The organism is Pseudomonas sp. RIT411 (assembly GCF_003057735.2).
GTDB classification, from domain to species: domain Bacteria; phylum Pseudomonadota; class Gammaproteobacteria; order Pseudomonadales; family Pseudomonadaceae; genus Chryseomonas; species Chryseomonas oryzihabitans.
Genome location: NZ_QBIZ02000002.1, coordinates 178,760 through 202,839 on the forward strand (window position 1 = coordinate 178,760; position 24,080 = coordinate 202,839).

Sequence of the window (24,080 nt, forward strand, 5' to 3'; positions counted from 1 at the left end):
GCTTTTCCATGCTCAAGCTACTTCGTCACGGAGTGATCGCGATCCTGGCCCTGCTGCCCCTGGTGTCCCAGGCGGCGCCCTCGGCCCACGACGTGATCCAGCAGACCACCACCACCCTGCTCAGCGACCTCGAGGCCAACCGCGACAAGTATCGCAGCAGCCCGGAAGCCTTCTACGAGTCGCTCAACAACATCCTCGGCCCGGTGGTGGATGCCGAAGGCATCTCGCGCAGCATCATGACCGTGCGCTACAGCCGCAGCGCCTCGCCCGAGCAGATGGCGCGCTTCCAGGAAAACTTCAAGCGCAGCCTGATGCAGTTCTATGGCAATGCGCTGCTGGAGTACAACAACCAAGGCATCCGGGTGCTGCCCGAAGGGCCGTCCGACGGTCCCGATCGCACCAGCGTGGGCATGGAGGTCAAGGGCAATAACGGCGCCGTGTACCCCGTGCAGTACAGCATGGTCAAGCAGGGCAACGAGTGGAAGGTGCGCAACGTCATCATCAATGGCCTGAACCTCGGCAAGCTGTTCCGTGACCAGTTCGCCCAGGCGATGCAGGAAAACGGCAACGACCTGGACAAGACCATCAACAACTGGGCGGGCACCGTGGCCAAGGCCAAGGATTCTCCAGAGGCCCAGAAGGCCAAGGTCGGTTCGTGAGTCGCGCCGCCATCACCGGCGAAGGCGCCCGACTGCAACTGTCGGGCGTGCTCGATCACGCCAATGTGCCCACCCTGCGCGAGCAGGGCAGGGCGCTGATCGGCCAGGGCAGTGGTCCGCTGGTGCTCGATTGCGCCGGTGTCGAACGCTCCAACAGCGCCGGCCTCGCGCTGTTGCTGGCCTGGCTGCGCGATGCCCAGGCCGCGGGGCGCACGCTGACCATCGCCAGCCTGCCTTCCGAGTTGCGGCAGATCGCCGACGTCTCGGATGCCCTCGCCCTGCTGCCCCTGGCGGAAGACGCGCACGGGTAGCGGTCATCGCAGTCGCCGTACAGCCGGTTTTTTTGTATGATCGCCGGCTGTACTAGATTGCCGAGGTGCCGCCATGCAGGCCCAAGAAGTCAAAAGCCTCCTGGAGGCAAAACTGGCCGATACCCAGGTCGAAGTGGAAGGCGAGGGCTGCAACTTCCAGCTCTACCTGATCAGCGACGAGCTCCAGGCACTCAGCCCGGTCAAGCGTCAGCAGCAGGTCTACTCCCATCTCCAGCCGCAGATCGCCGATGGCAGCATCCATGCTGTCACCATGAAATTCTTCACCCGTGCTGCCTGGGCCGAACGCGCCTGATTCGCAGCGCCGAGAACTCGCTATGGACAAACTGATCATTACCGGCGGCAACAGCCTGAACGGTGAAATTCGCATTTCCGGGGCCAAGAACTCCGCCCTGCCGATCCTGGCCGCGACCCTGCTCGCCGACACCCCGGTGACCATCGCCAACCTGCCGCACCTGCACGACATCACCACCATGATCGAGCTGTTCGGCCGCATGGGCGTCCAGCCGGTGATCGGTGAAAAGCTCAATGTCGAGGTCGATGCCTCCAGCATCAAGACCCTGGTCGCGCCCTATGAGCTGGTCAAGACCATGCGCGCCTCGATCCTGGTGCTGGGCCCGATGGTCGCCCGCTTCGGCGAAGCGGAAGTCGCCCTGCCCGGCGGTTGCGCCATCGGTTCGCGGCCGGTCGATCTGCACCTGCGCGGCCTGGAAGCCATGGGCGCCAAGATCACCGTCGAAGGCGGCTACATCAAGGCCAAGGCGCCGGCCGGCGGCCTGCGCGGCGCCCACTACTATTTCGACACCGTCAGCGTGACCGGTACCGAGAACGTGCTGATGGCCGCCACCCTGGCCAAGGGCCGCAGCGTCATCCAGAACGCCGCCCGCGAGCCCGAGGTCGTCGACCTGGCCAACTGCCTGATCGCCATGGGTGCCAACATCCAGGGCGCCGGTACCGACACCATCACCGTGGAAGGCGTCGAGCGCCTGGGTGGCGCCACCTATTCGGTGCTGCCGGACCGCATCGAAACCGGCAGCTACCTGGTCGCCGCCGCCGCCACCCGCGGTCGCGTCAAGCTCAAGGACACCGATCCGACCATCCTCGAGGCCGTGCTGGCCAAGCTGGAAGAGGCCGGTGCCCACATCGCCACCGGCAGCAACTGGATCGAGCTGGACATGAAGGGCAATCGCCCCCGCGCGGTCAACATCCGCACGGCGCCCTACCCGGCGTTCCCCACCGACATGCAGGCCCAGTTCATCTCCATGAACGCCGTCGCCGAAGGCACCGGTACCGTGGTCGAGACCATCTTCGAGAACCGCTTCATGCACGTTCACGAGATGGTGCGCATGGGCGCCAACATCGCCATCGAAGGCAATGCCGCCATCGTCACCGGCGTGCCCAGCCTCAAGGCCGCGCCGGTCATGGCGACCGACCTGCGCGCCTCGGCGAGTCTGGTCATCGCCGCCCTGGTGGCCGAAGGCGATACCCTGATCGATCGCATCTACCACATCGACCGCGGCTACGAATGCATCGAGGAGAAATTCCAGCTGCTCGGCGCCAAGATCCGTCGCACGCCCAAGTAAGGACCTCCGATGCTGACCATCGCCCTGTCCAAGGGCCGTATCCTCGACGACACCCTGCCGCTGCTGGCGGCGGCGGGGATCGCCCCGACCGAGAATCCGGACAAGAGCCGCAAGCTCATCATCCCGACCACCCAGGACGATGTACGGCTGCTCATCGTCCGCGCCACCGATGTGCCCACCTATGTGGAACATGGCGCCGCGGACCTGGGCGTGGCCGGCAAGGACGTGCTGATGGAATACGGCGGCGACGGTCTCTATGAGCCGCTGGACCTGCGCATCGCCCGCTGCAAGCTGATGACCGCGGGCGCCGTGGGCGCTCCGGTGCCGCGTGGCCGGCTGCGGGTGGCGACCAAGTTCGTCAATGTCGCCAAGCGCTACTATGCCGAGCAGGGTCGGCAGGTCGACATCATCAAGCTGTACGGCTCCATGGAGCTGGCACCGCTCGTAGGCCTGGCCGACAAGATCATCGACGTGGTCGACACCGGCAATACCCTCAAGGCCAACGGACTCGAACCCCAGGAGCTGATCGCCCATATCAGCTCGCGCTTGATCGTCAACAAGGCCTCGATGAAGATGCAGCATGGCCGCATTCAGGCCCTCATCGAGACCCTGAGACACGCCGTCGAGGCGCGCGGCGCCTGAGAACCTGTTCAAAGCCTGTTACGCGTCGGCCAAACTGCGTTAAAAATGGCTTCGGAATGCTCATTTACCACTCGTAAACTCCGCTTCCTCAGCCATTTTTGCCTTGTTTGTCTCTAGCTCGCGAGACTTTGAACAGGCTCTACGTCCTGGTCGGCATGCCGAATGCCGGCTCAGACTGCTTCCATCCCTCCAGCTTCGCCTATCCGTGCCATAGCCAAATTGTCGGGCGCCCACACGGAACCGGCTGTTACTCTCGGGCGCCCCTTTCGCTCTCCTGAAGAGGATCCGCCATGACCGCTCCGCTCGCCATCCGCCGACTCGCCGCCGCCGCTCCGGATTTCGCCGAGCATCTGGATCATCTGCTGAGCTGGGAAGGGGTGTCGGATGCCGACATCAACCAGCGGGTCCTGGCGATCATCGCCGACGTGCGCCACCAGGGCGACGCCGCGCTGCTGGAATACACACGGCGCTTCGATGCCGTAGAGGCGACCGCCATGAGCGATCTCATCCTGCCGCGGGCGCGTCTGGAAGAAGCCCTGACCCGCATCACGCCGGAGCAGCGCACCGCGCTGGAAGCCGCTGCCGAGCGAGTCCGTCGTTATCACGAAAAGCAGCGCCAGGATTCCTGGCAGTACCAGGAGGCTGACGGCACCGTGCTCGGCCAGCAGGTCACCCCGCTGGATCGTGCCGGGCTCTATGTGCCGGGGGGCAAGGCCTCCTATCCCTCCTCGGTGCTGATGAACGCCATCCCCGCCAAGGTCGCCGGCGTAAAAGAAGTGGTCATGGTGGTGCCCACGCCCCGCGGTGAGGTCAACGAACTGGTGCTGGCCGCCGCAGCCTTGGCCGGTGTCGATCGCGTCTTCACCATCGGTGGCGCCCAGGCCGTGGCCGCCCTGGCCTATGGCACCGAAAGCGTACCGCCGGTGGACAAGATCGTCGGCCCCGGCAACATCTATGTCGCCACCGCCAAGCGCCATGTATTCGGCAAGGTCGGCATCGACATGATCGCCGGCCCGTCGGAGATCCTGGTGGTCTGCGACGGCCAGACCGATCCCGACTGGATCGCCATGGACCTGTTCTCCCAGGCCGAGCACGACGAAGACGCCCAGGCCATCCTGGTCAGTCCCGACGCCGCCTTCCTCGACGCCGTGGCGGAAAGCATCGCCCGCCTGCTGCCGGAGATGGAGCGTGCCGAGATCATCCGCGCCTCCCTGGAAGGCCGCGGCGCCCTTATCCAGGTCACCGACATGGCCCAGGCCATCGAGGTGGCCAACCGCATCGCCCCCGAACACCTGGAATTGTCGGTCGCCGAACCCGAGCAGTGGCTGCCCAGCATCCGCCACGCCGGCGCCATCTTCATGGGTCGCTACACCGCCGAGGCCCTGGGCGACTACTGCGCCGGTCCCAACCATGTGCTGCCGACCTCGGGCACCGCGCGCTTCTCCTCGCCGCTGGGCGTGTACGACTTCCAGAAGCGTTCCTCGATCATCCACTGCTCGGCCACGGGCGCTTCCGCGCTGGGTCGGGTCGCCTCGGTCCTGGCGCGTGGCGAGTCCCTGACCGCCCACGCCCGCAGCGCCGAATACCGTATTCAGGAGGAGCAGGCATGAGCGAGCTCTGGAGTCCCTTCGTCAAGAACCTGGTGCCCTATGTGCCGGGTGAGCAACCCAAGCTGACCAACCTGGTCAAGCTCAACACCAACGAGAATCCCTACGGTCCGTCACCGCGGGCGCTGGACGCCATTCGCGCCGCGGCCACCGACGACCTGCGCCTCTATCCCGACCCCAACGGTCAGGCGCTGAAGGACGCCGTCGCCCGCTACTACGGCCTCCAGAGCGACCAGGTGTTTGTCGGCAACGGCTCGGACGAGGCGCTGGCGCACATCTTCCTGGGTCTGTTCGGCCATGGCCGTCCGATCCTGTTTCCGGACATCAGCTACAGCTTCTATCCGGTCTATTGCGGCCTCTACGACATCGCCTTCGAGACGCCGGCGCTGGACGAGGATTTCCAGATCGTCCCCGAGGACTATCTGCGCCCCAATGGCGGGATCATCTTCCCCAACCCCAATGCGCCGACCGGCAGCGCCCTGGCGCTGGACGCCATCGAGCGTATCGTCGCCGGCAATCCGACCTCGGTGGTGGTGGTGGACGAGGCCTATGTCGACTTCGGGGCGGAGTCGGCGGTCGCCCTGATCGAGCGCCATCCCAACCTGGTGGTGACCCAGACGCTGTCCAAGTCCCGTTCGCTGGCTGGTCTGCGGGTAGGGCTGGCCCTGGGACAGGCGCCGCTGATGGAAGCCCTGGAGCGGATCAAGAACAGCTTCAACTCCTATCCGCTGGATCGCCTGGCCCTGGCCGGCGCGACCGCGGCCTTCGAGGATCGCGCCTATTTCGACGAGACCTGCCGGCAGGTGATCGAGAGTCGCGAAGCGCTGGTGGGCCAGTTGCTGGAGCGCGGCTTCGAGGTCCTGCCCTCGGCCGCCAACTTCATCTTCGCCCGTCATGTGCAGAAGGGTGGCGCGGCGCTGGCCGCGGGCTTGCGTGAGCACGGCGTCATCGTGCGCCACTTCAGCCGCCCCGAACGCATCGCCGACTTCCTGCGCATCACCATCGGCACGCCGACGCAGAATCAGGCGCTGATCACGGCCCTCGACACCCTCTGAGCCTCGTTCGCGGCTAGCGCGCCTTCTCCATCAGGGGGCGCATCCCGACGGTGACCTTGACCTGTACGGTCTTGTCCTGGCGCAGCACCTCAATGGGGATGCTGTCGCCAGGCTGCTTGCGGGCGATCTGGTTCATCGCCAGCCGGCCGTCCCTGATCGGCTGGCCAGCCAGCTTGACCAGCACGTCGCCCGCGCGCAGACCGCCCTTGTGCGCCGGTCCATCGGGATCGATGTCGGTCACCACGATGCCCTGGTCGACCTTGAGGCCATAGGTCTTGACCAGCTCCGGGGTGATCACCTCCACCGCCACGCCCAGCCAGCCACGGATGACCTGGCCGTGCTGGATGATCGAGCGCATGACCTCCATGGCCAGCTTGATCGGGATGGCGAAGCCGATGCCCTGGGAGCCGCCGGAGAGGATGGCGGTGTTGATGCCGATCAGATTGCCGCTGGCATCCACCAGCGCCCCGCCGGAATTGCCCAGGTTGATCGCCGCATCGGTCTGGATGAAGTCCTCGTAGGTATTGAGACCCAGCTGGTTGCGACCGGTGGCGCTGATGATGCCCATGGTCACCGTCTGGCCGACGCCAAAGGGGTTGCCGATGGCCAGCACCACGTCGCCGATGCGGATGGCGGTCGAATCGCCCACCGAGATGGCCGGCAGGTTGGGCAGGTCGATCTTGAGCACGGCGAGGTCCGTGGCCGGATCGTTGCCGATGAGCTTGGCCAGGGTCTGACGACCGTCGGCGAGGGCCACCACGATGGATTCGGCGTCCAGGGTCACGTGGTTGTTGGTCAGCAGATAGCCGTCATGGCTCATCAGCACGGCGGAACCCAGGCTGAGTTCTTCCACCGGCTTGGTCGCGCCCTTGCGGTCGCTGGCCGTATCCCCGGCCTTGCCCGGCTTGGCGGCCTTGGTCGAGCGCAACGACACCACCGCGGGCGCGGCGCGACTGGCCGCGTCGGCATAGGAGACCGGTCCCTCCTGGCGCGAATTGGTGGGCGCCTGGGCGGCCTCGAACAGCGGCGGCTGGGCGGGCAGGCCGAGCCACTGGGGATAGCGCTGCATGATCAGGGCTGCAACGAGCAGACCGCACAGCACGGGCCAGCCGAGATAACGCAAAGCCTTGTACATCGATCACATCCTTGAATTTGTCCACCCGGGGTGCGCCGGATAAGCTGGCGGCCATTATAAGGAGCGGCGCCAGCCGAAGACACGCTGGCGCCGCCAACGAGGAGGTAAGCCGCACGTGACCCTGTCCCTTGAGCAACTGGTAGAGACCGCCGACCGCTACCTGGAATCGGCCCGGATCCAGGATTATTGCCCCAACGGCCTGCAGGTCCAGGGCCGTGAGCAGGTGCGCCTGCTGGTCAGTGGCGTCACGGCTTCCCAGCAGCTGCTGGACGCCGCCGTCGCCGCCGGTGCCGATGCCATCCTGGTGCACCATGGCTATTTCTGGAAGAACGAGGATGCCCGCCTCATCGGCATGAAGCACCGGCGGATCAAGACGCTGCTGAGCCATGACATCAGCCTGCTGGCCTACCACCTGCCCCTGGATGTCCATCCCGAGGTGGGCAACAACGTCCAGCTGGGACGCCGCCTGGGGCTGCAGGATATCCGGCCGCTGCCAGGCGATGCCAAGGGGCTGATCTGGCAAGGGGAGTTGCCGCAGGCGCAATCCGCCGCGGACTTCGGTCGGCAGGTGGCGGACGTGCTGCAGCGCGAGCCGCTGGTGGTCGACGGCGGGCGCTCGATCCGGCGCCTGGCCTGGTGCACCGGTGGCGCCCAGGGCTATATCGATCAGGCCATCGCCGGCGGAGTGGATGCCTACCTGACCGGAGAGGTGTCCGAGCAGACGGTGCACAGCGCTCGCGAGAACGGCGTGAGTTTCTTCGCCGCCGGCCACCATGCCACCGAGCGCTACGGGGTGCAGGCGCTGGGCGACCATCTGGCCGCGCAGTTGGGGATCCAGCACCTCTTCATCGACTGCGACAATCCCGCCTGAGCGTCATAAGCATAGAACTTCTGGTTCTAAATAGCCTGGCGGGCCATAACCGTTGCCTATGGTAAGGTTGAGGTTCGTCCACGGCCCGCTCTGTCCGGTGTGTCCAGTCGACTGGATGCCGCAACGGACATCTCCTAGGCCACCTTTCTGCAATCGTGAGTAGCCATGCTCGACAAACAGACGCACCTCAAACAGCTTGAGGCGGAAAGCATCCACATCATCCGTGAAGTGGCCGCCGAGTTCGACAATCCGGTCATGCTGTATTCCATCGGCAAGGATTCGGCCGTGATGCTGCACCTGGCCCGCAAGGCCTTCTTTCCCGGCAAGCTGCCGTTCCCGGTACTCCACGTGGACACCGGCTGGAAATTCCAGGCCATGTACGAATTCCGCGATCGCATGGTCGCCGACATGGGCCTCGATCTGCTGGTGCACAAGAATCCGGAAGGGGTCGCCCAGGGCATCAACCCCTTCACCCATGGCAGTGCCAAGCACACCGACATCATGAAGACCCAGGGCCTCAAGCAGGCGCTGGACAAGTACGGCTTCGACGCCGCCTTCGGCGGTGCCCGCCGCGACGAGGAGAAGTCCCGCGCCAAGGAGCGCGTCTACTCCTTCCGGGACAGCAAGCACCGCTGGGATCCCAAGAACCAGCGTCCCGAGTTGTGGAACATCTACAACGGCAAGACCAACAAGGGCGAGTCGATCCGCGTCTTCCCGCTGTCGAACTGGACCGAGCTGGACATCTGGCAGTACATCTACCTCGAAGGCATCCCGATCGTGCCGCTGTACTTCGCCGCCGAGCGCGAGGTGATCGAGAAGAACGGCACCCTGCTCATGATCGACGACGACCGTATCCTCGAGCACCTCTCGCCCGAGGAGAAGGCCCGCATCCACAAGCGCCAGGTGCGCTTCCGTACCCTTGGCTGCTACCCCCTGACCGGCGCGGTGGAGTCCCAGGCGACCACGCTGACGGACATCATCCAGGAGATGCTGCTCACCCGCACCTCCGAACGCCAGGGTCGGGTCATCGACCACGATGGCGCCGGATCCATGGAAGAGAAGAAACGTCAGGGGTATTTCTAAGATGTCGCACCAATCCGATCTGATCGGCCAGGACATCCTGGCCTACCTCGCACAGCACGAACGCAAGGAACTGCTGCGCTTCCTCACCTGCGGCAACGTCGACGACGGCAAGAGCACCCTGATCGGGCGCCTGCTGCACGATTCCAAGATGATCTACGAGGATCACCTGGAAGCCATCACCCGCGATTCCAAGAAGGTCGGCACCACCGGCGAAGAGGTCGATCTGGCGCTGCTGGTGGATGGCCTGCAGGCCGAGCGCGAGCAGGGCATCACCATCGACGTGGCCTACCGCTACTTCTCCACCGCCAAGCGCAAGTTCATCATCGCCGATACCCCCGGCCATGAGCAGTACACCCGCAACATGGCCACCGGGGCTTCCACCTGCGACCTGGCGATCATCCTGGTCGATGCCCGTCACGGCATCCAGACCCAGACCCGCCGGCACAGCTACATCGCCTCGCTGCTGGGCATCAAGCACATCGTGGTCGCCATCAACAAGATGGACCTGCTGGGCTTCGACGAGGCGGTGTTCGAGCGCATCAAGGACGACTACCTGGCCTTCGCCCAGCGCATCGACCTCAACGCCAAGGACATCCACTTCGTCCCCATGTCGGCGCTCAAGGGCGACAACGTGGTGAATCGCAGCGAGCAGACGCCCTGGTACAGCGGCAAGCCGCTGATGGAAATCCTCGAGACCGTGGAGATCGCCGCGGATCGCAATCTCGACGATCTGCGCTTCCCGGTGCAGTACGTCAACCGGCCCAACCTCAACTTCCGCGGCTTCGCCGGGACCCTGGCTTCGGGCGTGGTCACCAAGGGCGATGCCGTGGTGGTTCTGCCGTCGGGCAAGGGCAGCCGCATCAAGTCCATCGTCACCTACGAAGGCGAGCTGGAGCAGGCCGGACCTGGCCAGGCGGTGACCCTGACCATGGAAGACGAGATCGACATCTCCCGGGGCGACGTCCTGGTGCATGCCGACAACCGTCCCCAGGTCACCGACAGCTTCGAGGCCATGCTGGTGTGGATGGCCGAAGAACCCATGCGGCCCGGCAAGAAGTACGACATCAAGCGCGCCACCAGCTACGTGCCCGGCTCGCTGCCGAGCATCGTGCACACGGTTGACGTCAATACCCTGGAACGTGGCGCCGCCAGCGAGCTCAAGCTCAACGAGATCGCCCGGGTCAAGGTGGCTCTCGATGCGTCCATCGCCCTGGATGGCTATGGCGTCAACCGGACCACCGGCGCCTTCATCGTCATCGATCGCCTGACCAATGGCACCGTCGGTGCCGGCATGATCATCGCCGACCCGGTGGGCAGGGGCGGTCATGGCCAGGGCGCGCACCAGCTGCACGTCGGCACCAGCGAGCGGGCCGCGCGCTTCGGTCAGCAGCCCAGCACCGTGCTCTTCACCGGTCTTTCCGGCGCCGGCAAGACCACCCTGGCCTATGCCCTGGAGCGTCGCCTGTTCGATGCCGGTCGTGCGGTCTTCGTGCTGGACGGTCAGAATCTGCGCCACGACCTGAATAAGGGTCTGCCACAGGATCGCGCCGGGCGTCGCGAGAACTGGTTGCGTGCCGCCCAGGTAGCCCGCCAGTTCAACGAAGCGGGTCTGATCGCCCTGGCAGCCTTTGTCGCGCCGGATGCCGAGGGCCGTGCCCAGGCCCAGGCGCTGATCGGTGCCGAGCGTCTGCTGACCGTGCACGTCAAGGCGTCGCCCAAGGCCTGCGCCGAGCGTGATCCCCAGGGTCTCTATGCCGCCGGTGGCGACAACATCCCGGGTATCTCCTTCGCCTACGATGCACCGGAAGATGCCGATCTGGTGATCGACACCGAGCAGCTGTCGGTGGAGGAGGGGGTCCAGCAGATCCTCGACGTCCTGCGTCGGCGCCAGGTGGTCTAGGGCGTCCAGCCATGAAAAACCCCGCCGAGAGGCGGGTTTTTTCATGGGCCTTACCAGCGCGGTGGTGGGCCGTAGTAGTAGGCGCCGGGCGGCGGGCCGTAGTACACCGGGCGGGGTTCCACCACGCGATATTCGTAGACCGGTGCCGGCTCGTAGTAGACCACGCGCGGCGGCGGAGGCGGCGGGGGGCCTTCGACATAGACCGGCTCGCGGGCGTAGGAATGGGAGACGATGGCTCCGCCGACCACGGCGCCCACTACGGCACCGAGAAAGGCCGGACCGGGGCCACGACCGTGGGCGGACGCCTGACCGGCGATGGCGAGGCAACCGGCAAGCACCACGACTTGAGTGATGCGACGTAGCATGATCTTTCTCCTGCGACCCGGGGAAATGAAACCGGGTATGTCTATCAGACCGCAACGGTGGCCAGTCGCCTAGATCGCCTCGGGTAAAGTTTGGGTAAAACCAAATCCGGGGACATCAGTCCTAACAACTCGAGGTCGACGTGTCCCCACTCCCGCGGGATGCATCTCCTGTATCTGGCACCGCGACCGGTGCCCTGACCACGAGACCACCGTGCAGATTCTCTATACCGCTCTGATCCTCTTGCTGATGGTGGGTGCCACCCGACTCAGCGCCCATCTGATTCCCATCCCGCTGCCGCTGATCCAGGTGGTGGTCGGCGCCTTGCTCGCCTGGCCCACCCTGGGGCTGCACGTGGCCCTGGACCCGGAACTCTTCCTGCTGCTGTTCATCCCGGCGCTGCTGTTCTCCGATGGCTGGCGCATGCCCAAGCGCGAATTCTGGCGGCTGCGTCGACCGATCTTCGTCCTGGCCTTTGGCCTGGTGTTCCTCACGGTGCTGGGTGCCGGCTGGTTCCTGCACTGGATGCTGCACCTGCCCTGGGCGGTGGCCTTCGCCCTGGCGGCGGTGCTGTCGCCCACCGATGCCGTGGCGGTGTCCAGCATCGTCCGTGGCCGGCTGCCCAGCGCCCTGCTGCATGTGATCCAGGGCGAGGCCCTGCTCAACGACGCCTCGGGTCTGGTGACCTTCAAGTTCGCCGTGGCGGCGGCCCTGACCGGCGCCTTTTCGCTGAGCCAGGCCAGTCTGGAATTCGTCATCGTCGCGGTGGGCGGCGTGCTGGTCGGTGGGGTGCTGAGCTGGCTGGTCGGGCGGGCGCGCGCCTGGATGGTGGTGAAGCGCGGCTGGAGCGACGCCGCGCCCCATGTGGTCTTCATGCTGTTGCTGCCCTTCGCCGCCTATGTCCTGGCCGAGCGACTGGGCGTTTCCGGCATCCTGTCCGCCGTGGCCGCCGGGATGATGCAGAGCCGGGTCGACATGCTGCCCCGGCAGACCGCCACCCGTTTGCTCAACCACAGCGTCTGGGGACTGGTGGAATTCGCCTTCAACGGCCTGGTGTTCCTGATCCTGGGGCTGCAACTGCCGGACATCCTGGCGGCGGCCCTGCCGGCTTCCCAGGCGCTCTGGCCGGCCGCGGGCTGGCTGACGCTCTATGTGCTGGGTGCCTATCTGGTAATCATGGCCATCCGCTTCGGGGTCATCCTCGGCTATTGGCACCTGACCCAGCCTGGCAGCGGACCCATGACCATCGCGGGCGATCCGCGCCTGATCGCCGCCATCGCCTCCCTCAGCGGGGTGCGCGGCGCCGTGACCCTGGCCGGTGTGCTGTCGCTGCCGCTGCTGCTCTCGGATGGCACGCCCTTTCCCCTGCGTGACGTCCTGGTGTTCATCGCCGCCGGGGTGATTCTGCTGTCCCTGGTGGTGGCGAGCATCGGTATTCCGCTGCTGCTGGCGCGGCTGCCGGAGCAATCCAACGACCTGCTGGAGCGGGAACGCTGCGAGGTGCGGATCAACGCCGCCCGCGCCGCCATCACGGCACTGGAAGACGTGGAGTCCAGCGATGCCGACGAGCCGGCGCGGGCGGCGCTGCAGGCGGAGATCAAGGCCGGCATCATCGCCGAATTCCGTGACGAGCTGAGTTCCGCCGATGACAGCGAGGATGCCCGTTCGCTGGCGCGTCTGCGGGACACCCTGGATGGCGAGCTGCGCCTGCTCGCCATCCGTGCCCAACGCCGTGAACTCTATCGGCTGCGTATCGCCGGCGTGATCGATGACCTGGTGGTCACCGAATTCCTCCGGGAGCTGGACATCCAGGAGACCGCGCTGATGCGCGATCAGGGCAACCGCTAGCCCTGGCAGAAGCGGCGGATGCGCTCCGCCGCTTCCACGCATTCGGCCAGAGGGGCGACCAGGGCCATGCGGATCCGTCCGGCACCCGGATTGACGCCCGCGACTTCCCGCGACAGGTAGGAACCCGGCACCACGGTCACGTGTTCGCGGGCGAACAGATCGCGAGCGAAGGCTTCGTCATCGCCCGGCGTCCTGGCCCAGAGATAGAAACCACCGTCCGGCAGTGACACCTCCAGGCTGCCCTGCAGGATGTCCAGCACGGCGGCGAACTTCTGCCGATAGAGTTCGCGGTTCTCGCGGACATGGGCTTCATCGCGCCAGGCCACGGCGCTGGCCTTCTGCACCTGCACCGGCATGGCGCAACCGTGGTAGGTGCGATAGAGCAGGAAGCGCTTGAGGATGGCGGCATCGCCGGCGACGAAGCCGGATCTCATGCCCGGCAGGTTGGAGCGCTTGGACAGGCTGTGGAAGACCACGCAACGGGCGAAGTCGCTGCGCCCCAGTTCGGCGCAGGCGGTCAGCAGCCCGGGCGGCGGACTGGCTTCGTCGAAATAGAGTTCGCTGTAGCACTCGTCGGCGGCGATCACGAAGTCGTGGCGATCGGCCAGGGCGATGAGCCTTTTCAGCGTGGCCACCGGCAGCAGGGCGCCGGTGGGATTGCCGGGCGAACAGAGGAACAGCAGCTGGCAGCGCTGCCAGACCTCGTCCGGCACGCTGTCGAAATCGGGATTGAAACCCTTGTCCGCCAGGCATGGCAGGTAGTGCGGCTCGGCGCCGGCCAGCAGGGCCGCGCCTTCGTAGATCTGGTAGAAGGGGTTGGGGCTCAGCACCAGGCCGGCCTGGCTGCGATCCACCACCGCCTGGGTAAAGGAAAACAGCGCCTCCCGGGTGCCGGTCACCGGCAGCACATGACGCGCCGGATCCAGCCAGCCGGCCGGTACGCCAAAGCGCTGGCCAGCCCAGCTGGCGATGGCCTCGCGCAGCTCGGCGATGCCAAGGGTGGTCGGATAGACCGCCAGCTGATCCAGATTCGCCGTCAGCGCCTCGGCGACGAAGGCGGGGGACGGATGCTTGGGCTCGCCGATCGACAGCGGAATCGGCTTGAGCGCCGCCGGCGGGGTCACGCCGGCGAGGAGGGCGCGCAGCTTCTCGAACGGGTAGGGCTGCAGCAGGTCGAGGGTGGGGTTCATCGTCGGGTGGTCCTTCGTTCGAGGCTAGATGCTGATGCGGCTAAGTGGCGTCTGACTGTCCGGCTCGCCCAGCTGCTTGATCAGGGCTTGCTGCAGGGCGCTGCACAGACCGGGATCCGCCAACGGACGGCCATCGGCGTCGGTGACGTAGAAGACGTCTTCCACGCGCTCGCCGAGGGTGGCGATCTTGGCGTTGAGCACGGACAGGTCGAAGTCGAGGAAGATGCGGCCCACCCGTGCCAGCAGACCGGGGCGGTCCGGCGCCGTCAGCTCGATCAGGCTCGCCGAGCGCATGGTGTCGGTATAGATGTTCACCTGGGGCGAGAAGGCGAAATGCTTGAGCTGGCGGGTCACGCGCCGGTTGATGATGCTCGGGTATTCCTCGGGATGCTTGAGCGCCTCGATCAGGCCGCCGCGGATCTGGGCGATGCGCGCGGGATTGTTGCCAATCGAGCCACCATCGGTATCCAGCACGATGTAGGTGTCCAGGGTGAACTGGCTGGTGGAGGTGATGATGCGCGCGTCCTGAATGTTCAGGTTGAGCTGGTCCATCACCGCCACGGTCACCGCGAAGAAATCGTGCTGGTCCGCGGCATAGATGAAGATCTGGGTGCCGCCTTCGGAGTCACGCTGGGTAGTCTCGCGGATCAGCACCAGGGGCTCGGCGGTATCGCCGTGGCCGAGGATGGCCTCGGTGTGCCAGGCGACATCCAGCGCGGTATGCCGCAGGAAATAGGTGTCACCCAGCTGCGCCCACAGCTGCTCGGCGTCATCGGCATCGATGCCGCGACGCATCAGGGTGTCGAGGGCCGATTGCTGGGTGCTGCGGATCTGCTCTTCGCGATTGACCGGATTCTCCAGGCCACGACGCAGGGCACGCTTGGTCTCGGTGTACAGCTGCCGCAGCAGGGTGGCGCGCCAGGAATTCCACAGCGACGGATTGGTCGCGGTGATGTCGGCCACGGTGAGGACGTACAGGTAGTCGAGATGGGTGTGGTCGCCCACCGTCAGGGCGAAGTCGTGGATCACCTGGGGATCGGAGAGGTCCTTGCGCTGGGCGGTGGTGGACATCACCAGGTGGTTGCGCACCAGCCAGCTGACCAGGCGGGTGTCCCACTCCGGCAGCTGGTGACGGCGACCGAAGGCTTCCACGTCTTCCGCCCCCAGTTCCGAGTGATCGCCGCCACGGCCCTTGGCGATGTCGTGGTAGAGACCGGCGATGTAGATCAGCTCCGGCTTGGGCAGCTTGTGGATCACCCTCGTCGCCAGCGGATACTTTTCCGCCAAGACGTCGTAGCTCATCTTGCGCAGGTGCTTGATGAGATTGAGGGTGTGGGCGTCCACCGTATAGATGTGGAAGAGGTCATGCTGCATCTGGCCGACGATCTGGCCGAATTCGGGCAGGTAGAGCCCCAGCAGTCCGTAGCGATTCATCCGCCGCAGATTGCGATGAATGCCGGATTCGCTCTTGAGCAGTTCGATGAACAGGCTGGTGTTGCGAATGTCCTGGCGGAAGGCGTCGTCGATCAGGTGGCGGCTGTCGCGCAACAGGCGGATGGTGCCGGCGCTTGGCCCCTTGATCGCCGGATTCTGCGCCAGCAGGACGAACAGCTCCATCAGGGCGAAGGGGGTGCGCAGGAACACCTGCGGATGCACCACCTCCAGATAGCCGTTGCGGATCTGGAATCTGTTGTTGAGCGGCGTCACCGCGGCGGGCAGCTGCTCGTCGCGCAGATTCACTTCCTCGAAGTGCTGCATCACCACGTCGCTGAGCTGGGAGACGTCCATCACCACCCGGTAGTACTTCTGCATGAAGCGCTCGACCGCCAGCTTGGCGTCGTTGTCCTCGTAGCCGAGCAGGTTGGCGATGCGCCGCTGGTGGTCGAACAGCAGGCGATCCTCCGGACGACCGGCCAGCATGTGCAGGGCATAGCGGACCTTCCACAGGTATTCCTGGGCCGAGATCAGCAGGCTGCACTCGCTCTCGGTGAGAAAGCCCTGGCCCACCAGGGCCTGCAGATTGAGGGTGCCGAATTGCCGCCGGGCGATCCACAGCAGCGTCTGGATGTCGCGCAGGCCGCCGGGGGAACCCTTGACGTTGGGTTCCAGGTTGTACTCGGTGTCGTTGTACTTGGCGTGTCGGGCGCTCTGCTCGGCACGCTTGGCCAGGTAGAAGGCTCGTCCCGGCCAGAGGTGCTCGACGCTGGTGGCCGCCAGCATCGCCTGGCGCAGGTGCTCGGGGCCGGCGAGGGTGCGGCTTTCCATCAGGTTGGTGATCACCGTCAGGTCGGCCAGCGCCTCGGTGGTGCATTCGCGCAGGGATCTGACGCTCTGCCCCACGGCCAGGCCCACGTCCCACAGCAGGGTCAGGAAGCCTTCGATGGAGTCACGGAAGCGCTCCTGCTCTTCTTCGGCGAGCAGGATGAGCAGGTCGATGTCCGAGTGCGGATGCAGTTCGCCACGGCCATAGCCGCCCACCGCGAGCAGGGCGATGCCATCGTCCGGCCAGCTGAAGCGACTCCAGGCCGCGATCAGCATCTGGTCGATGAACCAGGCGCGATCCTCGACCAGCCGGCGCACGCTGCGCCCGGCCAGGAAGCGGGCATCGAGGGTGGCGTTCGCGGCCCGGATGAATTTCTTGAAGGCCGCGATGGGGCTGGCTTTCAGTGAAAGCTCAGCCTGGAACTGGCCGGCGTCGAACAACTCCGAATCGACCTGGGGCATGGGCGCTCACTCACGCAGAAACGCGGGGAAAGGTTTCGTCCTTTCTGAGGGTCAGGATCTCGTAACCCTGTTCGGTGACCAGCACCGTGTGCTCCCACTGCGCGGACAGCTTGCGGTCCTTGGTGATGGCGGTCCAGCCATCGCCCAGCAGGCGGGTCTCGTAGCGGCCCTGGTTGATCATCGGCTCGATGGTGAAGATCATCCCGGCCTGCAGCTCGAGGCCGGTGCCGGCGCGACCGTAGTGCACCACCTGCGGCTCTTCGTGGAAGCCCTTGCCGATGCCGTGGCCGCAGTATTCGCGAACCACCGAGAAGCCGTTCTTCTCGGCGTGCTTCTGGATGACCTCGCCGATATCGCCCAGGCGCGCCCCGGGGCGGACCAGGTCGATGCCCTTGTAGAGGCATTCCTGGGTGATCTGGCAGAGGCGCTCGGCCCACTCGGGCACGTCGCCCACCAGGTACATCTTGCTGGTGTCGCCGTGGTAGCCGTCTTTGATCACGGTGATATCCACGTTCATGATGTCGCCGCTCTTGAGCGGCTTGTCATTGGGAATGCCGTGGCAGACCACGTGGTTGAGCGAGGTGCAGATGGATTTGGGATAGCCCTTGTAGTTCAGCGGGGCGGGGATGGCCTGCTGCACGTTGACGATATAGTCGTGGGCCAGTCGATCCAGTTCTTCGGTGGTGATGCCGGGACGCACGTGCTCGTCCAGCATTTCGAGCACCTCGGCGGCCAGTTGGCCGGCGATGCGCATCTTGGCGATGTCTTCAGGGGTCTTGAGGATGACGGTCATCGGAAATCTCTAGGTATCACGCCGGGTGTCAGCTTTCGATCCGCTATTCTATCAGAGCCGGCGCCCGCACTGTGGTCACCGGCGCGGCCCCGGATCTCCGGTGTCCGGCAATCGCCGCTGGTGGTATCCGGCAAGGCGTGATATAAAGTCGCGCGCTTTTTCGGGGCTCCGCCCTTTAGCGCTCCTAACCCCACACACGCATCGACACGATGACCTGGGTGCTTCCCGATGGGAAGTTGGTCATTGGGATGCGTGGAGGCCCAACCCGACTACGAGGAACATCTAAATGTCTCAAGTCTCCATGCGTGACATGCTGAAAGCCGGCGTGCATTTCGGCCACCAAACCCGTTACTGGAACCCGAAGATGGGCAAGTACATCTTCGGCGCACGCAACAAGATCCACATCATCAACCTCGAAAAGACCCTGCCGATGTTCAACGAGGCCCTGACCTTCGTTGAGCGCCTGGCTTCCGGCAAGAACAAGATCCTGTTCGTCGGCACCAAGCGTTCCGCCGGCAAGATCGTTCGCGAAGAAGCCGCTCGTTGCGGTCAGCCCTTCGTCGACCATCGCTGGTTGGGCGGCATGCTCACCAACTACAAGACCATCCGTGCCTCGATCAAGCGTCTGCGCGATCTGGAAGTCCAGTCCCAGGACGGTACTTTCGACAAGCTGACCAAGAAAGAAGCCCTGATGCGCACCCGCGACCTCGAAAAGCTCGAGCGCAGCCTGGGTGGTATCAAGGACATGGGCGGTCTGCCGGATGCCCTGTTCGTCGTCGACGTCGACCACGAGCGCATCGCCATCACCGAAGCCAACAAGCTGGGTATCCCGGTCATCGGCGTAGTCGATACCAACAGCAGCCCGGAAGGCGTTGACTACGTCATCCCCGGCAACGACGACGCCTTCCGCGCCGTTCAGCTGTACCTGAGCAGCGTTGCTGATGCCGTGATCCGTGGCGGCAACAACGGCGGTGCCAACGAGCAATTCGTCGAAGAAACCGCTGCCGAAGCCGTCGAGGGCTGAGCAGGTCGACCCTAGGGTCGAGCGGTTCGACGTGCGAGAAGGGGGCCTAGCCCCCTTTTTGCCTACTGGCGTTTCATTGGCTCCGTCTCCGTGCGGAGTGACCTCGAAACCGATTCAAGAGGATTTCAAACATGGCAGAAATCACTGCAGCCCTGGTCAAAGAACTGCGCGAGCGCACCGGCCAAGGCATGATGGATTGCAAGAAGGCCCTGGCCGCTGCCGGTGGCGACATCGAGAAAGCCATCGACGACATGCGTGCCGCTGGCGCCATCAAGGCCGCCAAGAAAGCCGGTAACGTGGCTGCCGAAGGCTCCATCGCGGTCAAGGTCGCTGACGACCACAAGGCTGCCGTCATCATCGAAGTCAACTCCCAGACCGATTTCCTGGCTCTGCAGGACGACTTCAAGGGCTTCGTCGCCGCCAGCCTGGACAAGGCCTTCGCCGAGAAGATGAGCGATGCCGCTCCGCTGATCGCCGCTCAGGAAGCCGCCCGTGAGGCCCTGGTCGCCAAGTGCGGCGAGAACGTCAACATCCGTCGTCTGACCCGTGTCGAAGGCGATGTCGTTGGCGCCTACCTCCACGGTCACCGCATCGGTGTGGTCGTTACCCTGCAGGGTGGCACCGCCGAGCTGGCCAAGGAAATCGCCATGCACGTCGCGGCGAGCAATCCCCAGTTCCTGAATCCCTCCCAGGTTTCCGAAGAAGCTGTCGCCAAGGAAAAGGAAATCTTCCTGGCGCTGAACGCCGACAAGATCGCCGGCAAGCCGGAAAACATCGTGGAGAACATGGTCAAGGGTCGTATCAACAAGTTCCTGGCCGAAGCCAGCCTGGTTGAGCAGCCCTTCATCAAGGATCCGGAAGTCAAGGTCGGTGAACTGGCCAAGAAAGCCGGCGCCGAAATCGTCTCCTTCGTGCGTTACGAAGTGGGCGAAGGCATCGAGAAGGCCGAAGTAGACTTCGCTGCCGAAGTGGCTGCCCAGCTGGCTGCCAGCAAGCAGTAAGCCCGGCATCTGCCGTTGACCAGGAGGCCGCCCGCTTCGAGCGCGCGGCCTCTTTGTCAAATTGGAAGGCAGGTCTGATTTCTGCTCTTCCAAGGAGTTTTTTGCCGATTGGAGTGAACGCAACTGCGGTTGCGCTTTCCTATCGCTGGATCAAAATCCCCCGCACATGTTCATCGCCACAGGAGAGAGTGAATGGCACAGCAGATGAGTGGTCGCCAACCCCGTTACAAGCGTATTCTGCTGAAGCTCAGTGGCGAAGCCCTGATGGGAAGTGAAGACTTCGGGATCGACCCGAAGGTGCTGGATCGCATGTCGCTGGAGATCGGCCAACTGGTGGGTATCGGTGTCCAGGTCGGTCTGGTGATCGGCGGTGGCAACCTGTTCCGCGGCGCAGCCTTGTCCGCTGCCGGTATGGATCGGGTGACCGGTGACCACATGGGCATGCTGGCCACGGTGATGAACGCCCTGGCCATGCGCGACGCCCTGGAGCGTTCCAACATTCCCGCCACGGTGATGTCCGCCATCTCCATGGTCGGCGTGACCGATCAGTACGATCGGCGCAAGGCCCTGCGTCAGCTGAAGGATGGCGAAGTCGTCATCTTCTCCGCCGGTACCGGCAACCCCTTCTTCACCACCGATTCCGCCGCCTGCCTGCGCGCGATCGAGGTCGAGGCCGACCTGGTGCTCAAGGCCACCAAGGTGGATGGTGTATACACGGCCGATCCCTTCAAGGATCCCAATGCCGAAAAATTCGAGCGCCTGACCTACGACGAGGTGCTCGACCGCAAGCTGGGTGTCATGGATCTCACGGCCATCTGTCTCTGCCGTGACCACAGCATGCCCCTGCGGGTTTTCAACATGAACAAGCCCGGCGCCCTGCTCAATATCGTGGTGGGCGGTGGTGAGGGCACCCTGATCGAGGAGGGAGCAGCATGATCAACGAGATCAAGAAGGATGCGCAGACGCGCATGACCAAGACCCTGGAAGCCCTGGGCCACGCCTTTGCCAAGATCCGTACCGGACGCGCTCATCCGAGCATCCTGGATAGCGTCATGGTGTCCTACTACGGCAGCGACACCCCGCTGCGTCAGGTGGCCAACGTCACCGTCGAGGATTCGCGGACCCTGGCCCTGAGCGTGTTCGACAAGAGCATGATCCAGGCGGTCGAGAAGGCCATCATGACCTCCGACCTGGGCCTCAATCCGGCCACCGCCGGTACCACCATTCGCGTACCGATGCCGGCGCTGACCGAAGAGACCCGCAAGGGCTTCACCAAGCAGGCGCGTGCCGAGGCCGAGCAGGCGCGGGTTTCCGTGCGCAACATCCGTCGCGATGCCCTGGCTCAGCTCAAGGATCTGCTCAAGGAAAAGGAAATCAGTGAAGACGAGGATCGTCGCGCTCAGGATGAAGTCCAGAAGCTGACTGATAAATTCGTCGCCGAGGTGGACAAGGCTCTGGAGGCCAAGGAAGCCGACTTGATGGCTGTTTGACAACGGTTGGGACGTAACATGGGCATGAGCAAGCCAGGCAAGGTGGTGCCGCGTCACGTGGCGATCATCATGGATGGGAACAATCGCTGGGCGCGCCGTCGGTTGCTGCCGGGCGTCGCCGGTCACAAGGCCGGAGTGGACGCCGTGCGCGCGGTCATCGAGGTGTGCGGCGATGCGGGCGTCGAGGTGCTGACGCTGTTCGCCTTTTCCAGCGAGAACTGGCGGCGTCCGGCCGACGAGGTCGGCGCCCTGATGGAGCTCTTCCTGTCCGCCCTGCGGCGGGAGGCGAAGAAGCTGCACCAGAATGGCATCCGGCTGCGCATCATCGGCGATCGCTCGCTGTTCCATCCGGAGCTGCAGGCGGCCATGGCGGAAGTCGAGGCGCTCACTGCCCATCACACCCGGTTCGTGCTGCAGATCGCTGCCAACTACGGGGGGCAGTGGGATATCACCCAGGCCGCCCAGCAACTGGCGGCGCGGGTCCAGCAGGGTTCGCTGCAGCCGGGTGAGATCACGCCCGAGTTGCTGCAAGGCTGTCTGGCGACCGCCGACCTGCCTTTGCCCGACCTGTGCATCCGTACCGGTGGTGAGCGTCGGGTCAGCAACTTCCTGCTCTGGCAGATCGCCTATGCCGAGCTGTATTTCTCCGACCTGTTCTGGCCGGACTTCAAGCACGAGGCCATGCACGCCGCCCTGGCGGACTTTGCCACCCGCCAGCGGCGGTTTGGCCGGACCTGCGAACAGGTGGAAGCGGAGCTACGCGCCTAATGCTGAAGCAGCGAGTTATCACGGCGATGGTGCTCCTGCCCATCGCCCTGGCCGGATTTTTCTGGCTGGAAGGGGCGGCTTTCGCCCTGTTCATCGGTGTGGTCGTGGTCCTGGGCGCCTGGGAATGGGCGCGGCTGGCGGGTCTGGAAGCCCAGCCACTGCGTTGTGCCTATGCCGCCGTGGTCGCGCTGGCGCTGCTGCTTTGCTGGTGGCTCCCCGCCGGTGCCCATGGGCTGCTGTTCATCAGTCTGGCCTGGTGGCTCTATGCGACTGTGCTGGTGCTCACCTATCCCGACAGCGCTCGCGCCTGGCAGGCCTCCTGGCGGCGCCTGCTGATCGGTCTGGTGGTGCTGGTTCCGGCTTGGCAGGGGCTGATGCTGCTCAAGGCGGCACCGGGTGGCAATCTGCTGATTCTCGAAGTGATGATGCTGGTGTGGCTGGCCGACATCTTCGCCTATTTTTCCGGACGGGCCTTCGGCAAGCGCAAGCTGGCGCCGGCCGTGAGTCCGGGCAAGAGCTGGGAAGGTCTCTATGGCGGCCTGGCCGCCGCGCTGGTGGCTACCCTGGTACTCGGTCTGGTCCGTGGCTGGGGCCTGGGCGACCTCTCGCAGGCACTCATCGGCGCCGCCTGCGTGGTGCTGATCTCGGTGGTGGGTGATCTCACCGAAAGCATGTTCAAGCGTCAGGCCGGGCTCAAGGACAGCAGCCAGTTGCTGCCGGGGCACGGTGGCGTGCTGGATCGCATCGACAGCCTCACGGCCGCCGTACCGCTTTTCGCCCTGTTGCTCTGGTGGGCCGGCTGGGGTGTCCAGTGAGTCTCCAGCAGCTTTGCGTCCTGGGTGCGACGGGCTCCATCGGCGCCAGCACCCTGGATGTCGTGGCCCGGCATCCCGATCGCTATCGCATCTTCGCCCTCAGCGGGCATCGTCGACTGAGCGAGCTGGCAGACCTCTGCCGGCGTTTTCAGCCGGTCTATGCAGCCGTGCCGGATCAGGCGTCCGCCGATCAGTTGGCCGCTTTGCTGCAAGGGGCTGAAGCCCGCCCCGAGATCCTGGTGGGGGAGGGTGGCCTGGAGGCCATCGCGGCACATCCCCGGGTGGATACCGTCATGGCGGCCATCGTCGGCGCGGCGGGTCTGAAGCCCACCCTGGCGGCGGTCAAGGCCGGCAAGCGCGTACTGCTGGCCAACAAGGAAGCCTTGGTCATGAGCGGCGCACTCTTCATCGAGGCCGTGCAGGCCAGTGGCGCAACCCTGCTGCCCATCGACAGTGAGCACAATGCCATCTTCCAGTGCCTGGCCGATCCGGCGACGCCCGGCCTGGCCCGCAAGGGCGTAAGACGCATCCTGCTCACCGCTTCGGGCGGCCCTTTCCGCGAGACGCCGGCCGAACAACTGACCGCGGTGACGCCGGATCAGGCCTGTGCCCATCCCAAGTGGTCCATGGGGCGCAAGATTTCGGTGGACTCCGCGACCCTGATGAACAAGGGGCTGGAGCTGATCGAAGCCTGCTGGCTGTTCGAGGCGACGCCGGAGCAGGTCGAGGTGGTCATCCATCCCCAGAGCGTGATCCATTCGCTGGTGGACTACGTGGATGGCTCGGTACTGGCCCAGCTGGGCAATCCCGACATGCGCACCCCTATTGCCCACGCCCTGGCCTGGCCCGAGCGCATCGACTCCGGCGTCGCGGCGCTGGACCTGTTCGAGATCGGCCGGCTCGACTTCGAGCGGCCCGACGAAGAACGCTTTCCCTGCCTGCGGCTGGCGCGGGAGGCGGCTCAGGCGGGTGGTTGCATGCCGGCTACGCTGAATGCGGCCAACGAGGTCGCCGTCGAGGCCTTTCTCGAGGGGCGACTGGGCTTTACCGAGATCCCGCAGCTGATCGAAGCGGTGCTCAAGGCTGTCGAGCCATGTCCGGCCAGCGATCTCGACACGGTCTTCGCGGCCGACAGCACCGCTCGGCAGCTGGCTCAGGAGTGGCTGTCGAGACGCTGATCCCGCGCCTCGACACCTGGCC

23 protein-coding genes are annotated in these 24,080 nt (G+C 65.1%); 18 read left to right on the plus strand and 5 right to left on the minus strand.

The genetic code is table 11. The features are described from left to right. Nucleotides 1-8: 8 nt before the first annotated feature. From DBY63_RS03545 to hisC, 7 genes are all read left to right on the plus strand, one after another. Complete coding sequence (locus DBY63_RS03545) at nt 9-659, plus strand: ABC transporter substrate-binding protein (RefSeq protein WP_007159510.1); 651 nt, start codon at nt 9-11, stop codon at nt 657-659. Next, a complete protein-coding gene (locus DBY63_RS03550; RefSeq protein ID WP_027597089.1) occupies nt 656-970 on the plus strand; it encodes an STAS domain-containing protein in 315 nt (104 codons plus the stop codon). Before DBY63_RS03545 ends, DBY63_RS03550 begins: the two co-directional genes overlap by 4 nt. A gap of 73 nt (nt 971-1,043) precedes the next feature. Further along, nucleotides 1,044-1,283: a BolA family protein gene (locus DBY63_RS03555; RefSeq protein WP_007159508.1), complete on the plus strand. Its 240-nt coding sequence runs from the start codon at nt 1,044-1,046 to the stop codon at nt 1,281-1,283. A gap of 22 nt (nt 1,284-1,305) precedes the next feature. Further along, nucleotides 1,306-2,571 carry a UDP-N-acetylglucosamine 1-carboxyvinyltransferase gene (gene murA / locus DBY63_RS03560; RefSeq protein ID WP_007159507.1) on the plus strand — a complete coding sequence of 422 codons (1,266 nt, stop codon included), beginning with the start codon at nt 1,306-1,308 and terminating at the stop codon, nt 2,569-2,571. Nucleotides 2,572-2,580: 9 nt separating this feature from the next. Next, the gene (gene hisG, locus DBY63_RS03565; RefSeq protein ID WP_077171860.1) at nt 2,581-3,213 is read left to right on the plus strand and encodes an ATP phosphoribosyltransferase; all 633 of its coding nucleotides are present in this window, start codon (nt 2,581-2,583) and stop codon (nt 3,211-3,213) included. 290 nt (nt 3,214-3,503) lie between these two features. Then, nucleotides 3,504-4,823 carry a histidinol dehydrogenase gene (gene hisD, locus DBY63_RS03570; RefSeq protein ID WP_042136077.1) on the plus strand — a complete coding sequence of 440 codons (1,320 nt, stop codon included), beginning with the start codon at nt 3,504-3,506 and terminating at the stop codon, nt 4,821-4,823. Continuing rightward, nucleotides 4,820-5,875 (plus strand): histidinol-phosphate transaminase, encoded by a 1,056-nt coding sequence (gene hisC / locus DBY63_RS03575; protein ID WP_108581283.1) that lies wholly within the window; start codon nt 4,820-4,822, stop codon nt 5,873-5,875. Before hisD ends, hisC begins: the two co-directional genes overlap by 4 nt. Nucleotides 5,876-5,888: 13 nt before the next feature. Here hisC and DBY63_RS03580 read toward each other — a convergent pair whose 3' ends face one another. Then, the gene (locus tag DBY63_RS03580; RefSeq protein WP_077171862.1) at nt 5,889-7,010 is read right to left on the minus strand and encodes a trypsin-like peptidase domain-containing protein; all 1,122 of its coding nucleotides are present in this window, start codon (nt 7,008-7,010) and stop codon (nt 5,889-5,891) included. Between the two features lie 115 nt (nt 7,011-7,125). Between DBY63_RS03580 and DBY63_RS03585 the strand changes: the two genes are divergently transcribed. From DBY63_RS03585 to cysN, 3 genes are all read left to right on the plus strand, one after another. Continuing rightward, complete coding sequence (locus DBY63_RS03585; protein WP_027597085.1) at nt 7,126-7,881, plus strand: Nif3-like dinuclear metal center hexameric protein; 756 nt, start codon at nt 7,126-7,128, stop codon at nt 7,879-7,881. A gap of 165 nt (nt 7,882-8,046) precedes the next feature. Then, nucleotides 8,047-8,964, plus strand: coding sequence for a sulfate adenylyltransferase subunit CysD (gene cysD, locus DBY63_RS03590; RefSeq protein ID WP_007159501.1), 918 nt, complete (start codon nt 8,047-8,049; stop codon nt 8,962-8,964). Nucleotide 8,965: 1 nt separating this feature from the next. After that, nucleotides 8,966-10,864 (plus strand): sulfate adenylyltransferase subunit CysN, encoded by a 1,899-nt coding sequence (gene cysN / locus DBY63_RS03595; protein WP_027597084.1) that lies wholly within the window; start codon nt 8,966-8,968, stop codon nt 10,862-10,864. 50 nt (nt 10,865-10,914) lie between these two features. Here cysN and DBY63_RS03600 read toward each other — a convergent pair whose 3' ends face one another. Next, nucleotides 10,915-11,229, minus strand: a complete 315-nt coding sequence (locus DBY63_RS03600; RefSeq protein WP_007159499.1) for a hypothetical protein — start codon at nt 11,227-11,229, stop codon at nt 10,915-10,917. Between the two features lie 211 nt (nt 11,230-11,440). Here DBY63_RS03600 and DBY63_RS03605 point away from each other — a divergent pair, with 211 nt between their 5' ends. After that, nucleotides 11,441-13,075, plus strand: coding sequence for a Na+/H+ antiporter (locus tag DBY63_RS03605; protein ID WP_007159498.1), 1,635 nt, complete (start codon nt 11,441-11,443; stop codon nt 13,073-13,075). On the opposite strand, the gene dapC is transcribed toward DBY63_RS03605, so the two are convergent. Genes dapC through map form a run of 3 tightly spaced genes read right to left on the minus strand, consistent with a single transcriptional unit; the run spans nt 13,072 to nt 17,782 of the window. Next, on the minus strand, nt 13,072-14,265 hold the full coding sequence (dapC, locus tag DBY63_RS03610; protein WP_042136070.1) for a succinyldiaminopimelate transaminase: 1,194 nt from the start codon (nt 14,263-14,265) through the stop codon (nt 13,072-13,074). The two genes, DBY63_RS03605 and dapC, sit on opposite strands and share 4 nt — an antisense overlap. A gap of 24 nt (nt 14,266-14,289) precedes the next feature. Then, on the minus strand, nt 14,290-16,989 hold the full coding sequence (locus DBY63_RS03615) for a [protein-PII] uridylyltransferase (RefSeq protein WP_108581284.1): 2,700 nt from the start codon (nt 16,987-16,989) through the stop codon (nt 14,290-14,292). Nucleotides 16,990-16,999: 10 nt separating this feature from the next. Next, complete coding sequence (gene map, locus DBY63_RS03620; protein WP_007159495.1) at nt 17,000-17,782, minus strand: type I methionyl aminopeptidase; 783 nt, start codon at nt 17,780-17,782, stop codon at nt 17,000-17,002. A 286-nt stretch (nt 17,783-18,068) separates the two neighbouring features. Here map and rpsB point away from each other — a divergent pair, with 286 nt between their 5' ends. From rpsB to ispC, 7 genes are all read left to right on the plus strand, one after another. Beyond that, complete coding sequence (gene rpsB, locus DBY63_RS03625; RefSeq protein WP_007159494.1) at nt 18,069-18,806, plus strand: 30S ribosomal protein S2; 738 nt, start codon at nt 18,069-18,071, stop codon at nt 18,804-18,806. Between the two features lie 131 nt (nt 18,807-18,937). Further along, a complete protein-coding gene (tsf, locus tag DBY63_RS03630; RefSeq protein ID WP_007159493.1) occupies nt 18,938-19,807 on the plus strand; it encodes a translation elongation factor Ts in 870 nt (289 codons plus the stop codon). Between the two features lie 192 nt (nt 19,808-19,999). Then, on the plus strand, nt 20,000-20,743 hold the full coding sequence (pyrH, locus tag DBY63_RS03635; RefSeq protein ID WP_007159492.1) for a UMP kinase: 744 nt from the start codon (nt 20,000-20,002) through the stop codon (nt 20,741-20,743). Continuing rightward, a complete protein-coding gene (gene frr / locus DBY63_RS03640) occupies nt 20,740-21,297 on the plus strand; it encodes a ribosome recycling factor (RefSeq protein ID WP_007159491.1) in 558 nt (185 codons plus the stop codon). Before pyrH ends, frr begins: the two co-directional genes overlap by 4 nt. An 18-nt stretch (nt 21,298-21,315) precedes the next feature. Continuing rightward, nucleotides 21,316-22,065, plus strand: coding sequence for a polyprenyl diphosphate synthase (uppS, locus tag DBY63_RS03645; protein ID WP_027602572.1), 750 nt, complete (start codon nt 21,316-21,318; stop codon nt 22,063-22,065). Beyond that, on the plus strand, nt 22,065-22,880 hold the full coding sequence (locus DBY63_RS03650; protein ID WP_108581285.1) for a phosphatidate cytidylyltransferase: 816 nt from the start codon (nt 22,065-22,067) through the stop codon (nt 22,878-22,880). The genes uppS and DBY63_RS03650 overlap by 1 nt, the downstream gene beginning before the upstream one ends. Continuing rightward, entirely contained in the window at nt 22,877-24,058 is a 1,182-nt protein-coding gene (gene ispC / locus DBY63_RS03655; RefSeq protein ID WP_177411424.1) for a 1-deoxy-D-xylulose-5-phosphate reductoisomerase, read from the plus strand. The genes DBY63_RS03650 and ispC overlap by 4 nt, the downstream gene beginning before the upstream one ends. The last annotated feature ends 22 nt before the right edge of the window (nt 24,059-24,080 follow it).